A 12,367-nucleotide genomic window follows, 5' to 3' on the forward strand; every position below is an offset into this window, starting at 1 on the left:
AGCGTAACATGCAATTATTAAAACTATCCGATACCGTCAATTTCATGCGCCTTCGCGTTCCCGCGATGGTGCTGTCTACTTTACTTATTTTGGGCTCATTCGTTTCTTTAGGCGTTAATAGCCTGAACTGGGGACTGGATTTCACCGGCGGTACGCTGATTGAAGTTGGCTATGAAGACAGTGCTAATTTAGAGTCTATTCGCGCTCAGTTAAATAACGCTGATTTTGAAGATGCCATAGTACAAAACTTTGGTAGCAGCCAAGAAGTACTTATTCGTATTGCGCCTCGCGATGGTGTAAAAGCGGTCACTATTGGTAACCAAGTTGTTGATGCGTTACGTGCCGACGGTACTAACGTTGATATGCGACGTATTGAGTTTGTAGGGCCAAATGTTGGTGAAGAGTTAACAGAGCAGGGCGGTCTTGCCATGCTAGTAGCACTTATCTGTATTTTGGTTTACGTGGCAATGCGTTTTGAATGGCGTTTCGCCCTAGGCTCGGTATCCGCCTTGGCCCACGATGTTATTTTAACGTTAGGTTTGTTTTCAGTACTTCAAATTGAATTTGATTTGACGGTACTGGCTGCGGTACTGGCGGTTATCGGTTACTCACTCAACGATACTATTGTTGTGTCTGACCGTATTCGCGAGAACTTCCGCAAAATCCGTAAAGGTGAGCCAATTGACATCATCAATACCTCACTGACCCAAACCTTGAACCGAACCATAATTACTTCATTAACCACCGTACTAGTACTTGTTGCCTTGTTCTACAAAGGTGGAGCACTAATACATGGTTTTGCCACAGCTCTTCTATTTGGTGTGGTAGTGGGTACTTACTCATCGGTTTACATTGCAAGTTCTGTTGCGTTAGCGCTGGGTATCAGCAAAGAAGACCTCATGCCACCACAAGTGGAGAAAGAGGGCGCTGACCAAGAGCCGCTTTAGCTTTTCTGTGACTACCCTATAGGAAGTTAGGTACACGCTGAATAAAAAGCAAAAACAAAAAAAGGTCGCTGTTTTCACAGCGACCTTTTTATTTATAAGCCATTTAAAAATGGCCTACTTAAGTTTTCTTACTTAAGGTGCTTAACGAGGCCTTGAACAACTTTGCCGCTTCCAGCAACGATTTCGCCTTTGTGCAAAGGATCGTTACCGCCTTTAAAGTCTGTCACCAAACCGCCCGCTTCACGAACAATTAGCTCGCCCGCTGCAATATCCCAAGACTTAACACCGCGCTCGTAATAACCGTCGTGACGGCCAGCAGCAACGTATGCTAGGTCAAGTGCAGCACTTCCTGCGCGACGTAAGTCACCCACTTCGTGGAAAATTTTATTAAGGCTAAGGGCGTATTCGCCAAACTGTGATTTGTTTTTAAACGGCAGGCCAGTAGCAATAATGGTTTCGCTTAAATCACGAGGCTTTGATGCACGAATACGGTAACCATTAAGCTGAGCGCCTTGTCCGCGACTGGCTGTGAATAATTCACTACGGATTGGGTCAAATACAACGCCTTGCTCTAAACGGCCTTTATGAAGAAGTGCGATAGAAACAGCAAAATGAGGTATGCCTTTCACAAAATTGGCGGTGCCATCTAGCGGGTCGATAATCCACTGATAATCAGTGTCCGAACCTAATATCTCTCCTGACTCTTCGCCTAAAAAGCAATGATCTGGGTATGACTGCTGAATTTTATAGATAACCGCTTGCTCTGCGTCTTTGTCAACTTGAGTAACGAAGTCGTTTAACCCCTTTGACTCTGTTGCAATCTCATTATGTTTTTCAAAACCACGAACAATAACTGTTCCAGCCGCACGCGCAGCACGCACTGCAATATTCAGCATAGGATGCATAGATAAACCACCAATTGTAAAAGACCAATGAATTACGCAAGTTGTATAATGTTCAAGTTGTAAACAGCATTTAAACTGTACAAAAAATAGCTTGCCTAATTCGAAAACGGGCGGAGTCTAACAGAATCGATGAACGATGCAAATGAATTTGCTAAGCAAGCCTGTCTTAACCATCTTATTTAGGTGCTACCCAAGTGCTGCCAGACGGTGCAAACTACACCTAGTAACTACTAATCCGAATGTCGCGAATTATTGAGTCATAAGCAAGTGAGTCAAAAGTAAGCTAATAGCCATCTATACCGCTGCTGTGCTACACTTTACGCTAATTAAAGACGTCCCTGCCATTCTTTTACAGCAGGCTATTTGTTGCTGCTTAGGTTGCTAGAACTGGGGTTAATCACCTAGTTATTGAGAGCTTTGCTTATAAGAGCGCAGTATGCAAGAGCACAGTATGTATGAGCAAAGTGTGCAAGAGCATATGAACGTCGCCTTTTAAGGCACCGCTTTTAAGCGCTAGCCGTAATAAGACAAAACAACTAACTATTCAGTAAATAGGTATCGCAAGCATGCTTGAAAATATTCGCATTATTTTGGTTAACACCTCTCACACAGGAAATATAGGCTCTACTGCACGCGCCATGAAAACAATGGGGTTAAGTAGCTTATATTTAGTTGACCCAGTGAATGAACCTGATGGTCAAGCAAGCGCATTAGCAGCGGGTGCAGGCGACGTGCTAGCCAATGCGAAAATTGTCAACACCCTTGAAGAGGCGGTAAAAGACTGTGGACTTGTTGTTGGCACCTCTGCGCGCTCGCGCACGCACTCTTGGCCAATGCTAGGACCACGAGACTGTGGTGAAAAGTTGGTACAAGAAGTCAGTAAATACCCCGTCGCGTTGGTGTTTGGTCGTGAGAACAGCGGGCTTTCCAATGAAGAACTGCAGCAGTGTCATTTTCATATGTGTATTCCGGCAAACCCAGAATACAGTTCACTAAACCTAGCAGCGGCGGTGCAAACACTATGTTATGAAATTCGTATGGCGTACTTGAATAGAGAAACTTACCCTGAAGTTGAAGAGGTATATCCTCTTAACGAAGACTTAGAGCGCTTTTACGTGCACCTTGAGTCTACACTGGAAAAAACCTCTTTTATCCGTAAGAGCCACCCCGGGGTGGTTATGACTAAGTTACGCAGATTGTTCAATCGCTCTCGTCCTGAATCGCAGGAGCTTAATATTCTACGCGGTATTTTAGCGTCAATTGATAAGTCGGTTAAAGCAAGTGATGAAGATGCTAGCCAAGCGTCCTCATTAGAAACGACAGATGAAGCAGCAGCTCAAACGACAAGTCAGGGTCGTAATTAATCAGAAAAATAATTAATCAGAACAGTAATGAGTAAAGCATGTTTAGCCGAATAAAAGACGACATTCAAGGCGTATTTCATCGCGACCCGGCAGCGCGCAATACGTTTGAAGTATTAACCAATTATCCTGGCCTACATGCCGTGTGGTTGCACAGAATTAGTCACAAATTATGGAAAGCTCAGTGGAAGTGGCTGGCTCGCACATTGTCTACATTTAATCGATGGTTAACGGGTATTGAAATACATCCAGGTGCTACGTTAGGGCGACGAGTATTTATCGACCACGGTATGGGGGTGGTTATTGGTGAGACCGCTGAAATTGGTGACGATGTTACGCTTTACCATGGTGTGACATTAGGCGGAACCAGTTGGAAAGCCGGAAAGCGCCACCCAACTCTTAAAAACGGCGCAGTAGTAGGCGCTGGTGCAAAGGTACTTGGGCCTATCACCATTGGCGAAAATGGCAAAGTGGGCTCAAATTCTGTTGTAGTGAAAGATATTCCCGACGGCGCTACGGCGGTGGGTATTCCAGGTAGAATTATTATTACCAAGCAAAAAGATGCCAGTGCATCCCTAAATCCCCAGAGAGATAAAATTGCACAGAAATACGGTTTCGACGCTTATGCCGTAGCACCAGATAATCCAGACCCCGTAGCCAATGCCATGGGAATTATGCTTGAGCATATGCATCAAATGGACACAAAAGTAGAAGAGATGTGTAAGGTTATCCAGTCTCTTGGAGGTGATGTGTGTACAGAAAACCTTCATAATATTAGCGCGGAAGATTTTGCTGATACTGGCTTTGAGTTAAACGAAGCTCAACAAGATAGCAGTACCCATAAGTCATTCGATCCAGCTATTTGATACGCCTTTCTATTTATTGAAAATGAAGTGCGGCAGTGCGCTTTCTAACTTATCTTTCTTACATTATCGTTCTTAGATAAAAGGGGCTGCACTCTTCGAATAGCGTAATTATCTAAATGGTTAAATGACGCTGAATAATACCTGACTAAATTACTGGGTCTTATACTTGACCATTTTAGTCGGGTATGTGAAAATTCCGCCATACGAATAAGGCGGGAGACAATAATGAAACTTACCTCAAAAGGTCGCTATGCGGTAACCGCTATGCTTGATGTAGCATTGCATTCCAAACGCGGTCCTGTTCCCCTTGCCGATATATCTGAAAGACAAGAAATATCGCTTTCTTACTTAGAGCAGCTATTCTCTCGATTGCGCAAAGAGAAGCTGGTAGATAGCGTACGTGGTCCCGGCGGTGGTTATTTGCTTGGCCGCAGCGCCAATGAGATTGCAATTGGTCAAGTGATATCAGCGGTTGATGAATCAATCGACGCTACACGTTGCCAGGGGCAGGCCGACTGTCAGGGCGGCGATCGCTGTCTAACGCATAGTCTATGGCAAGATTTAAGCGATCGTATCTCAAGCTTTTTACACTCTATTACGCTTGGCGAATTAATGGAAAAGCATGATGTGCGCGAAGTAGCAGGGCGACAAGATAATAATAGCGCTCTTCGCAATATAGCCAACGATATTGAAGTAAGCATTAGGCTTTAACAAAGGCATTGATGACTATGACGCTATCTACTCCTATTTATTTAGATTACGCCGCCACAACTCCCGTAGACCCGCGAGTTGCCCAAGTTATGGCGAAATGCCTAACCCTTGACGGTAATTTTGGCAACCCAGCGTCAAGAAGCTATCGCTTTGGTTGGATGGCAGAGGAAGCCGTTGATATCGCCCGTAATCAGGTTAGCGATGCGCTAAACTGCGACCCAAGGGAAATTGTATTTACCTCCGGTGCTACCGAGTCGAATAACTTGGCGATAAAAGGCGTCGCCGAAGGTTATGCATCGAAAGGCAAGCACATCATTACCGTTAATACGGAGCACAAAGCAGTGCTTGATACCTGTGAGTATTTGCAAGCACAGGGCTTTGACGTTACTTATCTTCAGGTAGGCGCCGATGGTTTAGTTAACTTATCGGACTTAGAGACCGCAATGAGAGACGACACTATCTTAGTCTCTGTCATGCATGTAAACAACGAACTGGGTGTAACGCAAGACATCGAATCTATTGGAAAGCTTTGTCGTCAACATAATGTGTTATTTCATGTGGATGGAGCACAAAGTGTGGGCAAAGTTGCCATAGACCTCAATGAGCTTCCGATAGACCTTTTGTCAATGTCGGCACACAAGTTTTACGGGCCTAAGGGAATGGGGGCACTTTACGTTCGCCGCCGTCCTAAGATTAATTTAGAAGCACAAATTCATGGCGGTGGTCATGAACGTGGTATGCGTTCGGGCACGCTGGCAACTCATCAAATTGTGGGTATGGGCGAAGCACTCGAATTAGCGAGTCGAGACATGGAAGCTGAGAACGAGCGTATTAAGGCGCTTCGTATCGCTTTGTGGAATGGGCTAAGCAAGATTGAGGGCTTATACCTAAACGGCCATGAAGAAAAGCGCATTGCAGGTATTTTAAATGTTAGTTTTGCCAATGTTGATGGCGAAAGTTTGATGATGGGGCTAAATGATATTGCTGTGTCATCTGGCTCAGCATGCACATCGGCAAGTTTAGAGCCTTCGTATGTGCTCAAAGCATTGGGGCGAAGTGATGAACTGGCCCATGCAGGAATTCGATTTAGTGTGGGACGATTTACGACCCAAGACGACATCGATTACGTAGTAAATAAAGTAACAGATGTAACAAACCGATTGCGGCAAGTGGCGTTAGCTTAAGATTTTTTAAAGCAAGTAGCGCAAAATACGTCGCTGAATATTTGAGTGGATTACTCAGGTATTATATAATACCGCACCAATTTTTAAGGCTGCCACCATTGTAAAATGCTACCTGCACGAGGTTTGTGCGGTGAATTAAGGGAAATTACCAAGACCGTGGGGTAATTTTCCAAGCCAAGGTGAATGGAAGGCTTAGGCAGCAAATGCAGGCAAACAAGCGAGACCCAAACATGAGTGAACAGATCGAACAGGCGTTAGAAAGAAAGTACGATGCTGGTTTTTATTCAGAGATCGAATCGGACACGTTTGAAAGCGGCCTAGATGAGTCGATTATTCGTCGCATTTCCGCAATGAAAAACGAGCCTGAGTGGATGCTCGAATGGCGTCTAAAGGCTTATCATGCGTGGCTTGAAATGGAAGAGCCTGATTGGGCCCATGTGGAATACCCCAAAATTGATTTCCAGGCAATTTCGTATTACTCGGCACCAAAGAGTATGGAAGACAAGCCTCAGTCGCTAGATGAAGTCGACCCAGAGCTACTGCGTACTTACGAAAAGTTAGGTATTCCGCTGCACGAACAAGAAATGTTAGCAGGCGTTGCGGTAGATGCAGTATTTGACTCTGTATCAGTGGTCACAACGTTCCGCTCTAAGCTTGAAGAAGCTGGCGTCATTTTCTGCCCAATTTCTGAGGCGATTCAAAAGTATCCAGACCTTGTTAAAAAGTACATTGGGTCAGTAGTACCGCGTACGGATAATTATTTCTCTGCGCTAAACTGCGCCGTGTTTACCGACGGTTCATTTGTTTATATTCCAAAAGGCACTCGTTGCCCAATGGAGCTTTCCACCTATTTCCGTATTAACGAAATGAACACCGGTCAGTTTGAGCGTACGTTAATCATTGCCGATGAAGGCAGCCACGTGAGCTACTTGGAAGGTTGTACAGCGCCGCAGCGCGATGAGAATCAACTGCACGCCGCGGTGGTCGAGCTAGTTGCAATGGACGACGCCACAATCAAATACTCCACGGTTCAAAACTGGTATCCAGGTGATGAGAACGGTAAAGGTGGTATTTACAACTTTGTGACCAAGCGCGGTATTGCACACACCAACGCTAAAATCTCATGGACTCAGGTTGAAACTGGGTCAGCAGTAACGTGGAAGTACCCAAGCTGCATCCTTAAAGGCGACAACAGCGTAGGCGAATTCTACTCTGTAGCGCTTACTCGCGGTCGTCAGCAGGCTGACACAGGTACCAAGATGATTCACATGGGTAAAAATACGCGCTCAACCATTATCTCAAAAGGAATATCTGCAGGTAAAAGTAACAACGCTTATCGCGGTCTTGTGCAAATGGGACCTCGTGCAGACGGCGCGCGTAACTTTACTGAGTGTGACTCGCTGCTTATTGGTGATAAGTGTGGTGCACATACGTTCCCGTATATCGAAAGTCGCAACCCGTCGGCAATAGTTGAGCACGAAGCGACAACATCGAAGGTAAGTGACGAACAATTATTTTTGTGTCGCCAACGTGGTTTAGACACAGAGAAGGCCGTTTCTATGATTGTTAACGGTTTTTGTAAAGAAGTATTCAAAGAGCTGCCAATGGAATTTGCCGTAGAAGCCGGTAAGCTGCTCGAAATTAGTCTTGAAGGTTCAGTGGGGTAATCAATGCTTAGTATAAAGAATTTACATGCCAGCGTAGAAGAGAAAAACATCATTAAGGGTCTTAACCTAGAAGTTAAGCCGGGTGAAGTACACGCTATCATGGGCCCCAATGGTGCCGGTAAAAGTACGTTAGGTTATGTCTTGTCAGGCCGTGATGGCTATGAAGTGAGCAAAGGCGACGTAACGCTTAATGGAAAAGATTTGCTAGACCTTGAAGTTGAAGAGCGTGCCCGTGAAGGCTTGTTCTTAGCGTTTCAATACCCAGTAGAAATTCCTGGCGTTAGCAACATGGAATTCATGAAAGAGTCTGTAAATGCCATGCGTGAAGAACGTGGTGAAGAAGCTTTGACAGCTGCTGAGTTTTTAAAAAAGGCGAAAGAAGCCTGCAAACAAGTGCAGCTGCCATTAGATTTTCTTAAGCGTGGTGTTAACGAAGGCTTCTCAGGTGGTGAGAAAAAGCGTAACGAAATCATGCAAATGATTTTGTTAGAGCCGTCACTGTGCATTCTTGATGAATCAGATTCAGGCCTTGACGTTGATGCTCTTCAAGTTGTTGCCAACGGCGTTAATAGCCAGCGTGACGGTAAGCGTAGCTTTATCGTAGTAACGCACTATCAGCGCTTACTTGATTACATCAAACCAGATTTCGTACACATTCTTGCCGACGGCAAAATTGTGAAAAGCGGTGACGCATCACTCGCTCACGAGGTAGAAAAAGAAGGTTACGCATTCCTAGGGAAGGCGTACGAGGAGGCAGAGGCATGAGTCAATGGCTACAACAGGTCATTGATGGGGCGCAATTCGACGATTATTTAGCGCCCGTGCGTCAGCAGGCCTTAACTCAATTAAAAGCCGATGGTTGGCCAGCTCGAAGAAACGAAAGCTGGCGTTTTACGCCGCTTACTTCTGTAGAGAAGCGCGAAGTAAAAACGACAACACAGGCAGACGTTCTACCGGTACCCGCTATCGATAACTTAAATGCTATCGATTTAGTGTTTGTTGACGGCGTATTGATCACGCAAGTGAATACGCTAGATGTACCAAAAGGCATGAGAATCACGTCGCTTAAGCACGACGATGAGGCAACTCAACAAGCAATATCGAGTATTTACGGGCAAATTAAGCCTACGCGACACATGTTTGGGTTAGTCAATGATGCATTGTGTGAGCATGGTATTTTTATCAGTGTTGAAGAAAATGCCAAAATTGATACACCAGTGCGTATTGTTAACATGGCCACGCAAAACGTTGATGCACATACCCGTGTTGTTGTAAAAGTAGCAAAGGGTGCCAGCGCCACTGTCATTGAGCAAGGCGTGGGTGACACCGATAGTTTAACCACCGCTTTTGCTGAATACGATATTGCCGATGATGCCCATTTAGAGCACTACCGCTTTGCCATGTTTACGGCAGCGGCCAAGCAGCTTGGTGGAAGTCACTTCAAATTACACAATCGCTCTACACTTAATTCTACTATGGTAGGTTATGGAAGCGATTTATCTCGCCTAGATGTGGATATTCATCATGCTGGTGAGTTTGCCGATGCCAAAATGAATGCCATTTATTTGTTGGCGGAAGGTGAGTTGTTCGACCTTCATTCAACCATTGAGCATGCAATGCCAAACGGTACCACAGAAGAAAATGCCCGTGGAATCGTGGGTGATAAGGCTCGCGCTGTATTTAATGGCCGAATTCATATTCACCGCGATGCACAAAAAACCTTGGCAGAGCTTAACAACCGCAATCTATTGCTTTCTCGCCGCGGTGTCATCAATACAAAACCTGAGTTAGAGATTTATGCTGATGACGTTAAGTGTGCTCACGGTGCAACCGTAGCTGAAATTGACGAAGAAGCACTTTATTACCTGCTTACTCGCGGTGTACCGCGCAGCAAAGCCTTGGTTATGCTTAATTTTGGGTTTATTCAGGAGTTAGTTAACGACGTACCAAATAGCGCAATCCGCGAATGGTTACAGCCGTTACTCAGCGAACGTTTTTCCCAGATGGAGGTGAAATGAGCTTAGATGTTGCTGCACTTCGTGCCCAGTTTCCTATTCTTTCTAAAACGGTAGATGGGAAGCCGCTGGTATATCTAGATAACGCTGCGACCACGCAAAAGCCGCAGGCGGTGATTGACGCCATTGTCGATTTTTATACCGGCACTAATGCTAACGTACATCGTGGTGCGCATCATTTGTCAGATGAGGCAACCCGTCGCTACGAAAATGCGCGAGCAAGCGTAGCGAGCTTTATCAATGCGAATGCCCGTGAAGAGGTTATCTGGACCGCAGGAACAACCGAGGCTATCAACATAGTGGCAAACGGTCTTGCTCAGCTTTTAGCCGAGGGCGACGAAGTCATGGCGACGGAGTTTGAGCATCACGCGAACTTAGTCACATGGCAGCAGGCTTGTCGTAAAGCAGGTGCTACGCTTAATATTGTGCCTATATTTGATAACGGTGAGCTAGACATTGATGCGTTTGAAAAGCTACTTTCGAGTAAAACAAAGCTAGTTGCGTTTCCACATGTGTCTAATGCATTAGGCACAGTGAACCCGATTAAAGCGCTGACAGAAAAAGCGAAGCAAGTAGGTGCTTGGGTGCTTGTTGATGGCGCGCAGGGCATTGCTCATGGCGGTGTTGACGTGCAAGACATCGGCTGTGATTTTTATGTTTTTTCTGGTCACAAACTTTTCGGTCCAACCGGTATTGGTTGTTTGTGGGGTAAAAAAGAGATTTTAGAGTCTTGGCCAGTTTGGCAAGTAGGCGGTGAGATGATTAAAGACGTCTCTTACCACGAGGCTACGTGGGGAGCACTGCCTAATAGACTTGAAGCAGGCACGCCAAATATTGCCGGTGCCATCGGGATGGGCGCTGCGGTTGAGTGGTTTAAACAGCTCGATATAGCGGCGTTACATGAACACGAGCATGCTCTTTTGTCTTATGCGACAGAGCAAGCAGAAGCACTCGACGGTATGAAAATAGTCGGCACCGCACCGAATAAGGTTGGTGTGTTAAGCTTTTTACTCGACGGTGCACACCCTGCAGATATTGGCTTTATTCTCGATAGGCAAGGTGTTGCAATTCGCACTGGCGACAATTGTGCGCAGCCATTAATGAAGCGCTTTGGTATTCCTGGAACTGCCCGCGCTTCATTTTCAATTTATAACACGCTTGAAGAAGTGGACAGCCTTTTTGCTGCACTTAAAAAAGCTAAAATGATGTTGGCCTAAGGGGGCATTATGAGTGTTGAAACGTTTGTACCGAGTACACAACTCATCTCGCTAACAGACAGTGCCGTTAAGCATTTCGAAAGTAAGCTTAAAGAAAAGCCTGGTCAGTTAATTCGTCTATCAACACGAGTGAGCGGTTGTACTGGATATGCCTATGTGCTGGATTTTGCAGATAGCGCAAAAGACGATGATGAAATTATTGAGATCTCACCTATGCTAAACGTGGCTATTGCTGCTGATGCAACGGGACTGTTAAAAAACACTGAAATTGATTACGTGCAAGAAGGTGTTAACGGGGTGATTAAATACAATAACCCAAATGTAGTTGATGAGTGTGGTTGTGGTGAGAGCTTTAACGTCGGTTAATCTGGCAAGTACATAGTTTCACAAGTACATAGTTTCACAAGTACAGAGTTTCACAAGAATACGATCACACGTAAATACAATAGAGCACTAGCAGTTTATGAAGCAAAAAATGGTGGTAACTGAGCGCGAATGTAAAGCGCGTTTGGTACCGGCGGGGAATCCTGTTGTTATCCCTGAAGGCGAATTCGTCAGCATTACCCAAGAGTTAGGTGGCAATTATACCATCACTTGGAAAGGCAATATGTACCGTATCGACGGTACCGATGCTGGGGCCATTGGCCGTAAAGAAATGGTGCTTAGTTTTGACGAGCCTAGCGATGGAAATATAAGCAAGCAGCAAGTGTGGGACGCGCTAGAAACCATTTTTGACCCAGAAATCCCAATTAACCTTGTTTCTCTCGGGCTTATTTACACCGTCAATATTCAACAAGAGAGTGGGGTTGTGGATATTGATATGACATTAACCGCACCTGGTTGTGGCATGGGGCCGGTATTGGTTGGCGACGTAGAGTATCGCGTTGCTATGGTTCCTCATGTAAATAAAGTAAATGTTGAGCTCGTGTTCGATCCACCTTGGTCTCGTGAAATGATGAGTGAAGAAGCACAGCTAGAAGCTGGCCTTTTCTTTTAAATTAAAAACAGGACAAACGATGAAGTTGCCTAGCAGTGAAGAAATTATTGATGACTTAGCGTTTTTCGATGATTGGGAACAGCGCTATCAATATATTATCGACTTAGGTAAGTCTATTCCTGGCTTACCAGAAAGTGAGAAAACACCGGAACATTTGGTAAAAGGTTGTCAAAGTAGTGTGTGGTTGGTTGAATCTTTCGAGAACGGTAAAATTACGTTTGATGTAGACAGCGATGCGGTGATTGTTCAAGGCCTTCTGGCGCTAGTGCTTGCTGCCTATAACAATAAATCGCCGAAAGACATCACACAGTTTGATGTGGACGGATACTTTGAAGCTTTAGATTTAGAGCGTCATATTACCCCCACCCGTGGTAACGGACTTCGAGCCATCGTAGGCAAAATACAAGATTTGGCTCGCGCGAACGTGTAGGCGGACTTTTTTAAAGGCGAAATTAACCTTTCAGTATTTTGCTTAATTGGACTGTGTTCTCGCAATT

General features: G+C 45.2%; 13 protein-coding genes. 12 read left to right on the forward strand and 1 reads right to left on the reverse strand.

Annotation, left to right across the window (positions count from 1 at the left end; genetic code table 11):
* The first annotated feature begins 8 nt into the window (after positions 1 to 8).
* Positions 9 to 947: a protein translocase subunit SecF gene (gene secF, locus GTQ48_RS02195; RefSeq protein WP_163104964.1), complete on the forward strand. Its 939-nt coding sequence runs from the start codon at positions 9 to 11 to the stop codon at positions 945 to 947.
* Between the two features lie 128 nt (positions 948 to 1,075).
* Here the strand turns inward: secF and suhB are convergent, their stop codons facing one another.
* A complete protein-coding gene (gene suhB / locus GTQ48_RS02200; protein WP_032097239.1) occupies positions 1,076 to 1,852 on the reverse strand; it encodes an inositol-1-monophosphatase in 777 nt (258 codons plus the stop codon).
* A gap of 566 nt (positions 1,853 to 2,418) precedes the next feature.
* Between suhB and trmJ the strand changes: the two genes are divergently transcribed.
* The 11 genes from trmJ to GTQ48_RS02255 all read left to right on the forward strand — a co-directional run bounded on the left by trmJ (position 2,419) and on the right by GTQ48_RS02255 (position 12,300).
* Positions 2,419 to 3,216 carry a tRNA (cytosine(32)/uridine(32)-2'-O)-methyltransferase TrmJ gene (trmJ, locus tag GTQ48_RS02205; protein ID WP_163104965.1) on the forward strand — a complete coding sequence of 266 codons (798 nt, stop codon included), beginning with the start codon at positions 2,419 to 2,421 and terminating at the stop codon, positions 3,214 to 3,216.
* A 38-nt stretch (positions 3,217 to 3,254) separates the two neighbouring features.
* The gene (gene cysE / locus GTQ48_RS02210) at positions 3,255 to 4,079 is read left to right on the forward strand and encodes a serine O-acetyltransferase (protein WP_163104966.1); all 825 of its coding nucleotides are present in this window, start codon (positions 3,255 to 3,257) and stop codon (positions 4,077 to 4,079) included.
* A gap of 225 nt (positions 4,080 to 4,304) precedes the next feature.
* Positions 4,305 to 4,790: a Fe-S cluster assembly transcriptional regulator IscR gene (iscR, locus tag GTQ48_RS02215; protein ID WP_163104967.1), complete on the forward strand. Its 486-nt coding sequence runs from the start codon at positions 4,305 to 4,307 to the stop codon at positions 4,788 to 4,790.
* Between the two features lie 17 nt (positions 4,791 to 4,807).
* Positions 4,808 to 5,974 (forward strand): IscS subfamily cysteine desulfurase, encoded by a 1,167-nt coding sequence (locus GTQ48_RS02220; protein ID WP_163104968.1) that lies wholly within the window; start codon positions 4,808 to 4,810, stop codon positions 5,972 to 5,974.
* 230 nt (positions 5,975 to 6,204) lie between these two features.
* Positions 6,205 to 7,641 carry a Fe-S cluster assembly protein SufB gene (sufB, locus tag GTQ48_RS02225; RefSeq protein ID WP_032097237.1) on the forward strand — a complete coding sequence of 479 codons (1,437 nt, stop codon included), beginning with the start codon at positions 6,205 to 6,207 and terminating at the stop codon, positions 7,639 to 7,641.
* A gap of 3 nt (positions 7,642 to 7,644) precedes the next feature.
* Positions 7,645 to 8,406 (forward strand): Fe-S cluster assembly ATPase SufC, encoded by a 762-nt coding sequence (sufC, locus tag GTQ48_RS02230; protein ID WP_163104969.1) that lies wholly within the window; start codon positions 7,645 to 7,647, stop codon positions 8,404 to 8,406.
* Positions 8,403 to 9,659: a Fe-S cluster assembly protein SufD gene (sufD, locus tag GTQ48_RS02235; protein WP_163104970.1), complete on the forward strand. Its 1,257-nt coding sequence runs from the start codon at positions 8,403 to 8,405 to the stop codon at positions 9,657 to 9,659. Before sufC ends, sufD begins: the two co-directional genes overlap by 4 nt.
* Positions 9,656 to 10,873 (forward strand): aminotransferase class V-fold PLP-dependent enzyme, encoded by a 1,218-nt coding sequence (locus GTQ48_RS02240; RefSeq protein WP_163104971.1) that lies wholly within the window; start codon positions 9,656 to 9,658, stop codon positions 10,871 to 10,873. Before sufD ends, GTQ48_RS02240 begins: the two co-directional genes overlap by 4 nt.
* 9 nt (positions 10,874 to 10,882) lie before the next feature.
* Positions 10,883 to 11,239: a HesB/IscA family protein gene (locus GTQ48_RS02245; RefSeq protein ID WP_032097111.1), complete on the forward strand. Its 357-nt coding sequence runs from the start codon at positions 10,883 to 10,885 to the stop codon at positions 11,237 to 11,239.
* 97 nt (positions 11,240 to 11,336) lie between these two features.
* Entirely contained in the window at positions 11,337 to 11,870 is a 534-nt protein-coding gene (gene sufT / locus GTQ48_RS02250) for a putative Fe-S cluster assembly protein SufT (RefSeq protein ID WP_163104972.1), read from the forward strand.
* 19 nt (positions 11,871 to 11,889) lie between these two features.
* Entirely contained in the window at positions 11,890 to 12,300 is a 411-nt protein-coding gene (locus GTQ48_RS02255; protein ID WP_163104973.1) for a SufE family protein, read from the forward strand.
* Positions 12,301 to 12,367 lie beyond the last annotated feature (67 nt).

This window comes from Alteromonas genovensis (assembly GCF_010500895.1).
In the GTDB taxonomy this organism is placed as follows: Bacteria; Pseudomonadota; Gammaproteobacteria; order Enterobacterales; family Alteromonadaceae; genus Alteromonas; species Alteromonas genovensis.

What these genes read in the sequence shown, in the direction of transcription:
- secF (WP_163104964.1), top strand. Translation starts at nt 9, where the DNA reads ATGCAATTATTAAAACTATCCGATACCGTCAATTTCATGCGCCTTCGC.
- suhB (WP_032097239.1), bottom strand. Translation starts at nt 1,852, where the DNA reads ATGCATCCTATGCTGAATATTGCAGTGCGTGCTGCGCGTGCGGCTGGA.
- trmJ (WP_163104965.1), top strand. Translation starts at nt 2,419, where the DNA reads ATGCTTGAAAATATTCGCATTATTTTGGTTAACACCTCTCACACAGGA.
- cysE (WP_163104966.1), top strand. Translation starts at nt 3,255, where the DNA reads ATGTTTAGCCGAATAAAAGACGACATTCAAGGCGTATTTCATCGCGAC.
- iscR (WP_163104967.1), top strand. Translation starts at nt 4,305, where the DNA reads ATGAAACTTACCTCAAAAGGTCGCTATGCGGTAACCGCTATGCTTGAT.
- GTQ48_RS02220 (WP_163104968.1), top strand. Translation starts at nt 4,808, where the DNA reads ATGACGCTATCTACTCCTATTTATTTAGATTACGCCGCCACAACTCCC.
- sufB (WP_032097237.1), top strand. Translation starts at nt 6,205, where the DNA reads ATGAGTGAACAGATCGAACAGGCGTTAGAAAGAAAGTACGATGCTGGT.
- sufC (WP_163104969.1), top strand. Translation starts at nt 7,645, where the DNA reads ATGCTTAGTATAAAGAATTTACATGCCAGCGTAGAAGAGAAAAACATC.
- sufD (WP_163104970.1), top strand. Translation starts at nt 8,403, where the DNA reads ATGAGTCAATGGCTACAACAGGTCATTGATGGGGCGCAATTCGACGAT.
- GTQ48_RS02240 (WP_163104971.1), top strand. Translation starts at nt 9,656, where the DNA reads ATGAGCTTAGATGTTGCTGCACTTCGTGCCCAGTTTCCTATTCTTTCT.
- GTQ48_RS02245 (WP_032097111.1), top strand. Translation starts at nt 10,883, where the DNA reads ATGAGTGTTGAAACGTTTGTACCGAGTACACAACTCATCTCGCTAACA.
- sufT (WP_163104972.1), top strand. Translation starts at nt 11,337, where the DNA reads ATGAAGCAAAAAATGGTGGTAACTGAGCGCGAATGTAAAGCGCGTTTG.
- GTQ48_RS02255 (WP_163104973.1), top strand. Translation starts at nt 11,890, where the DNA reads ATGAAGTTGCCTAGCAGTGAAGAAATTATTGATGACTTAGCGTTTTTC.